At 33.4% G+C, this 5,788-nt stretch carries 6 protein-coding genes; 3 read left to right on the plus strand and 3 right to left on the minus strand.

From position 1 onward, the window contains the following. Positions 1 to 7 precede the first annotated feature (7 nt). Positions 8 to 697, plus strand: a complete 690-nt coding sequence (locus B2R82_RS17775) for an ABC transporter ATP-binding protein (protein ID WP_286926284.1) — start codon at positions 8 to 10, stop codon at positions 695 to 697. 98 nt (positions 698 to 795) lie between these two features. Here B2R82_RS17775 and B2R82_RS17780 read toward each other — a convergent pair whose 3' ends face one another. After that, positions 796 to 1,812: a helix-turn-helix domain-containing protein gene (locus B2R82_RS17780; RefSeq protein ID WP_286926196.1), complete on the minus strand. Its 1,017-nt coding sequence runs from the start codon at positions 1,810 to 1,812 to the stop codon at positions 796 to 798. 403 nt (positions 1,813 to 2,215) lie between these two features. On the opposite strand from B2R82_RS17780, the gene B2R82_RS17785 reads away from it, so the two are divergent. Both B2R82_RS17785 and B2R82_RS17790 read left to right on the plus strand, forming a co-directional pair. Next, complete coding sequence (locus B2R82_RS17785; RefSeq protein WP_286926198.1) at positions 2,216 to 2,938, plus strand: SDR family NAD(P)-dependent oxidoreductase; 723 nt, start codon at positions 2,216 to 2,218, stop codon at positions 2,936 to 2,938. Between the two features lie 522 nt (positions 2,939 to 3,460). Beyond that, complete coding sequence (locus B2R82_RS17790; RefSeq protein ID WP_286926200.1) at positions 3,461 to 3,895, plus strand: membrane lipoprotein lipid attachment site-containing protein; 435 nt, start codon at positions 3,461 to 3,463, stop codon at positions 3,893 to 3,895. Between the two features lie 306 nt (positions 3,896 to 4,201). Here B2R82_RS17790 and B2R82_RS17795 read toward each other — a convergent pair whose 3' ends face one another. Beyond that, positions 4,202 to 5,059: an MBL fold metallo-hydrolase gene (locus B2R82_RS17795; protein ID WP_286926202.1), complete on the minus strand. Its 858-nt coding sequence runs from the start codon at positions 5,057 to 5,059 to the stop codon at positions 4,202 to 4,204. A gap of 4 nt (positions 5,060 to 5,063) precedes the next feature. Next, entirely contained in the window at positions 5,064 to 5,513 is a 450-nt protein-coding gene (locus B2R82_RS17800; protein ID WP_286926204.1) for a MarR family winged helix-turn-helix transcriptional regulator, read from the minus strand. Positions 5,514 to 5,788 lie beyond the last annotated feature (275 nt).

The following is a 5,788-nucleotide window of genomic DNA, read 5'->3' on the forward strand; positions in this document are numbered from 1 at the left end:
TTTTTGTATTTCGGGCTTACAGTTTGTTGGACTTATTGGACCTAACGGATGTGGGAAATCAACGTTATTGAAAAGTATTTATAAAGTCATTAAACCGCAAAAGGGTTTTGTATTTTTAGGACATAAGGATGTTCTTAACTCATCCACGCGTATGATTTCAAAGGAGATGGGGGTAGTAGGGCAATTTAATGAATTAAGTTTTGATTTCACCGTTCATGAGATGGTAATGATGGGAAGAACGCCACATAAACATCTGATGGAATCCGATAACAGAAAGGATTATCAGATTGTCGCGGATGCGCTAAATAAAGTTAACTTGTCTGAGTATGCAGACAGAAGCTATTTGACATTATCAGGTGGAGAGAAACAACGTGTGATACTTGCAAGAGCGATAGCACAGCAGCCTCAATTTTTAATTCTTGATGAGCCAACAAATCATCTAGATATTAAATATCAACTTCAGATTTTAAAGGTTGTCAAATCGCTAAACATAGGTGTTCTTGCAGCTTTGCATGATCTTACAATGGCAACCACGTATTGCGATATTCTTTATGTAATTAAACAAGGTCAAATTATGGCATCAGGAAAGCCTGAGGAGATATTGACCAAGGAGCTTATTGAAATGGTCTATGAAATAGATTGTGAGGTTTATTCAAATCCAATTACGGGGGGTATGGCAATTACTTATATAACATAAAGTACAAAAAGAGTGTTCCTTGAATTTGATAATTTACACTGTATATAACACTGGCTTGACATGTAATTGTCAAGCCGTTCTACCGTTCATATTTAATTTTATGGTGTGAAGCGGTTTTTTAGCTTGTTATTTTCTAGATCTAATTGATTAATCCGTTTAATAAGATCACTTGGATTACAACCATAATGCTTACGAAAAGCAGTTGTGAAATTGCTGGCATTGCTATAGCCAACAGACGCTGCGGCTTCGCCTACATTTAAACGCTCAACTTCTAAATACCAAAGTGCTTTCTCCATTCTTTTTTGCCGCACAAGCTCAAAGATTGTCATGCCAAACAATTCACGAAATCCTTTTTTTAGCTTAAATTCATTCATTTCAATACGCTTGGATAATGCACGAATAGATAGTGGTTGTTCAAAATGCTCCTGCACTAATTCATGAGCTAGTTCTAGTTTGGAAATATCACTGCGACGCAGCATCATATTTCCTCCAACATGACCGTATCCATCTGACTCTCCAAATAGTGCTAAAAATTCTAGAGCCTTACTTTCTAAATACAAACGTTTCATTGCTCCAAAATGTTTACAATGAATCATTTCAGAAACACATCTTTGGATGGCGGGCGTATTCGGATATTGATCAATATTTCCACGGTGATGATTCAGCCATTTCTCCATTTTACGTTTCTCCGTCACATCCTCAGCATAGCGTAGCAATTCAACAGGAGTAAACCTGATTTCAAGAAGCTGATTTCGAATGTCTGCTTTTTTTTCCTCATAGACTCGAACGTCTTCCAAAAAAAGAACATTCCCTGTTTGGGCAATTGTTAGGCTATTCTTCCCATTCCAATCACAATGAATTTCTCCGTTAACACAGTAACTCAATTCAAATAATTGGCAAGATTCCTGAATATGAAGTTTCATATCCTGCTGGAATGTGACGTCTGTCAACATAATCTCCATACCTGAACGAATCTTAGTTCTAATCAGACTTCCCTTGCCTATATGAGAAGGAATGGTGAGTTGTTGTTCCCAGTTTCTTTGCTGGACGTGTCCTTCGACCATTTTCGTAAATTGATCAAATAAATCATGAATCTTAGTAACGTTTAAAGTCAATTTATCTATCAACTCCTTTTCTATATTTTTTATATTTCATAAAAGGAATCTATGATTACCACAAATGATAATTGTCGTAAAACTAAACTATTTAGTCAGAGAAGAGGGCAATATGACAGTAGTGTTTGAATCATGCTACTGGCTTATCAGTATATTTTTCCTCATTCAGTTTTTATGCAGACAATTAGAATGAAAATGATTATTATTATCATTCAAAAGTATACTTGAAACTTCTTAATAGTTCAATAATGATGAAAGTTAATTTCAGACAATGGATTGAGGTTAAAAAGTTAATTTATTAATATAATAACAATTAAGAGAGTAACTGGTATCAGATATTCTCTATTGAAGGTAATTTTATTCTAATAATTTATAATTACAGTTATTAAGAAAGGTTGATAGTATGAGTAAGAACTTTATTATTTTTGGAGCAAGTCAAGGACTAGGAGATGCGTTTGTAAAGGGTTTACCAATAAAGGGTGATACGGTATGGATGGTGTCACGTACACGACCAAATAGCTTAGATCTAAATGATGGAGTAATTCGTAAGTGGCTCTCCATTGATTTAGCCAGTCAACAACAAATTACTATTTTAAAAGAAACGTTACAAGGGATTGCCATCGATGTATTAATTTATAATGTTGGGGTATGGGAAAAGCGTGGTTTTGAGGATGACTATACATTTGATAAGGATGAAGTAGCAGATATTTCAAACCTAATCAATATTAATCTAACTTCCACTATTACCTATATACAAGCACTATTACCTAACTTAAGACAGGCGAAAAATGGGAAAATAATTCTCATTGGCTCAACGGCAGGTTTAGATCATACCAATAATGCACAAGTTTCGTTTGTTACCTCTAAATTTGGCTTACGTGGCATTACCAATGCGCTACGTGAACATGTGAGAAAAGATAAAATTTCCGTAACATGCATTAATCCAGGAGAACTTGCTGCAGAAGTACCCTATGAAGAAGGTATAGAAAAGGCCATTCTTTTATATGAAGGTACCCGTATTCCTGTACAGGATATTGTATCCATTGTCCAATGTGTGATAAGTTTATCACCTGTTTCATGTGTAAAGGAAATTAATATTCCTGCTATAACAGATTTAAATGCTTGATTGTTTTCTATTGGTCAGCTAGCAGTGAATGGGTTCCCTTTTCATCTGCTTGTATATATACAATACATAATTCCTCAAGTGAACCGAATATCATTAAAGTTTCAAATCAAGGAAGTTGTAAAAAAGCTGACTGATAAACAGTGAATCATGGGCTCGTATAAAACAATGTAGTTAACGGGTGATTTTTAGGGCTCTTCACAAAACTATAGTTGAGTTTTGAGTTAATCACAATTTGCTATGAAAGAAAAACGAAAACTCCTTATCGTAATTGTTGTTCAGACAACCCACGAGAGGAGTTTTCGCATTGCTCCAGATTATCAAAAAGCTATAATCTTTACCTTTTAAACTAGATTAAATTATGATTATTTTGTGATTTTTAATTTTATTCGAAAACTATCATCTTACTTAGCATTCTTTTTCCTTATAACATATATGTATATCATTGGGAATAAGTATAAGATTTTAACGAAAATAGTATGATATATTCACTGTAGGGAATTTAAGGAAAAGGAGAGTGGTCAAATGAATAAAATAGTTTTCCCAATACTAATAGTTATTATTTTGACTGGATGCAATGTACTACCAACTGGTATTCATAAACAACCAGAAGGTCAAATTATTTTTGATGGTGAGCATTTTAATATGTTACCAAGTAAATATGAGTGGAAAGAGGACGATGTTGAAGTAACATTAAAAGGGTCTCCAAATATTAGCGAAATAGCAGATAACTTCGAAACTTTAGAAGTCCAAAAAGGGGATGTTTTAAAATTTAAAATTGATAACAATCCAAAATCCATTATTGCAACTAAAATGAATGAAGATGGCACAATTGAAAATGTTGAAATGAAAGATGAAAAAATAACTATGCCATCTAAAGAAGGGTATTATATATATGAACTTAATGCTATATGGAATAAAGGAAAAGAATCTTTTGTTTTTGATGTTAATGTGAAATAATTAAGCGTACTTGCAATTCTCAATTAAACGAGCATAAGTACACTAAGATACATTTGCGCCTCTAAATGAGTCACGATACCGTTCGTGCAGTTTGCTTAATGTTTGCCAAATTCCTTTTTAACGGACAGTGGTGTGAGAGTCGACTAGTCAATTAATGGCTAGTCTCCTACTCGATTTAAGCTTATAAAATAGAATATTCAAAAGACAATTCTGTTCATTTTGTCCGAATTCAAAACAAGCCCCCACTTAAATTTTATTTCTCATTCATCTCTAGTTTTAATTCCAATATTTTCATGGTTCTATCATTCAGGAAACTGATAATCCGTTCATAAAACAATAAACAATTTCTTCCTCTAACTGACTTAATTGACGATTAAGTTGAGTTGACAGCTCATTAACCAAATTCAAGTGGTTGCTTTGATGCTTCTCTGCTAAATCACATATTAACTTTAATGCATTTATATAACCGATAAACTGCTCTTTCGTTAATGGGAGTTCATGCGAAAGCACATAGAAATCGGCATCAAACATTTCAATGCTTTCTATGAGATGTCTAACATGATCGATTTTATATAGTGGTTGTTGTGTGTAAATACTTGGATACAGGCAGTCCCCTAAGAAAAGTACTTTTTCTTCCTCTACAAAAATGATTGAGGAGTCATCAGAATGATCCCCACCTACATGTTGGACGACACATCGAACTCCACCTAAATCAATTTCCATTTTTTCTTTAAAAGTAATATTAGGTAAAGTGATGGTAATATTTCTGTCTACGCCATATTCCTTTTTTATCATTTCAGAACAAAACTCAACCTCTAAGCCTTTTTCCACACGATTATCTAAAGCTTCGTCAGACCAATCATAATCTATTATGTTTTCAAGATACTTTTTTGTGTTTTCATGTGCTATTGTTAATAAATTCATTTTATTTGTTCCAAAGCTATGATCCCAATGCCAATGTGTTAAGACGACAGAATGATAATTAGTGATTTGATATTTGTCTAGTGCATCAAGAAATAACTGAGCATGCTTGTCAGAATTTCCTGCATCTATAATTAAAGTTTGGTGTATCCCACATATGGCAGACAGTATTGGTCGATCTGTTTCAGGATCAGGTGGTAAATAGTGTATGCGATTAGTGAGTTGCTTTAAATTTTTCTCCATGATCTTAACTCCCTTTGTTGTTATTTGTTCCGACAATCTTATCTAATGTGTCCAAAACATTTTTTAACTCGTTTAAACTTACCTTCGAATAATATTTTTCTACGAGAATATCGTCAATTTTTTTTAGAAGCTCTTGAAATTCTTGGCCTCTATTTCCAAGAGTAATTAAAGACTCTCTACGGTTTATTGAATTCTCCTGCCGAACTATCATTTTCATTTCATCCAGCTTTGAAATAACTTGGCTAACTGCACTTTTAGAAATATCAAAATGATTGGCAATATCATTCGCAATTACCGGCTCATTACGAATGATATAAAACATGATCACTTCTTGCTGAGGGGTTAAGTGAAAGTTCTCCAATTCCTCAACTTCTTTGGTTTCTTTTAAAACTATCAATTTGAATTGCTCAAATTTTTGATTGATTTTGTCGATAAGTATTAAATAATCATGCATAGTTGTATCGTCCTTCATTTTATTTATTAAGTTAAGTTTACTTAACTATTTGGTATTTGTCAATCATTAGGGGTATTTGAGATAAAATGGTTCTTCACCAAAAATCGTGGGTGACAAAATCAGCGACCTGTTTCTAAACGTAAACGAAGAAATAAACGGACTTCATTTCGATAGCCAAAACCTCGTCTTTTGATGAGTTTAATTTTTATTATTCGTGCCTTCCATCATGCCATTTGATCGCGGTGAAATAATGGTATCTAGCAATGCTTTTTCAC

This window comes from Lysinibacillus sp. UBA6686, from assembly GCF_002455205.1.
GTDB lineage: Bacteria > Bacillota > Bacilli > Bacillales_A > Planococcaceae > Lysinibacillus > Lysinibacillus pakistanensis.

Bases quoted from the DNA above. Each gene is read 5' to 3' on its own strand.
- B2R82_RS17785 (WP_286926198.1), top strand. From the start codon at position 2,216: ATGAGTAAGAACTTTATTATTTTTGGAGCAAGTCAAGGACTAGGAGAT.
- B2R82_RS17800 (WP_286926204.1), bottom strand. From the start codon at position 5,513: ATGCATGATTATTTAATACTTATCGACAAAATCAATCAAAAATTTGAG.
- B2R82_RS17795 (WP_286926202.1), bottom strand. From the start codon at position 5,059: ATGGAGAAAAATTTAAAGCAACTCACTAATCGCATACACTATTTACCA.
- B2R82_RS17790 (WP_286926200.1), top strand. From the start codon at position 3,461: ATGAATAAAATAGTTTTCCCAATACTAATAGTTATTATTTTGACTGGA.